This window comes from Rhizobium sp. rho-13.1 (assembly GCF_007000305.1).
GTDB classification, from domain to species: domain Bacteria; phylum Pseudomonadota; class Alphaproteobacteria; order Rhizobiales; family Rhizobiaceae; genus Rhizobium; species Rhizobium rhododendri.
In genome coordinates, this window is record NZ_SCFL01000126.1 from 1 (window position 1) to 231 (window position 231).

1 protein-coding gene is annotated in these 231 nt (G+C 56.3%); it reads left to right on the plus strand.

Annotated features, from left to right (window positions below):
- Positions 1 to 91 precede the first annotated feature (91 nt).
- A partial coding sequence (locus tag EQW76_RS28935; RefSeq protein WP_142832051.1) for a TetR family transcriptional regulator occupies positions 92 to 231 on the plus strand: 140 nt, incomplete at its 3' end.

Here is a 231-nt window from a genome sequence, read left to right on the forward strand (position 1 = left end):
TAGGGATTGGCCCAACCATCCCAGTTGACGATGCGGGCAACAAAGCGCAAAGTGGTGATACAGACCTGTCTCACCACCCGGGATATAGCTCATGCCGTCACAAGCCGCTACCAGTGACAAACGCCAGCGCATCATCGAAACCGCCTATGCCCTGTTCAAAAGCGGGGGGTTTCACACCACGGGAATAGACCGCATCATCGCGGACGCCGACGTGGCCAAGATGACAATGTA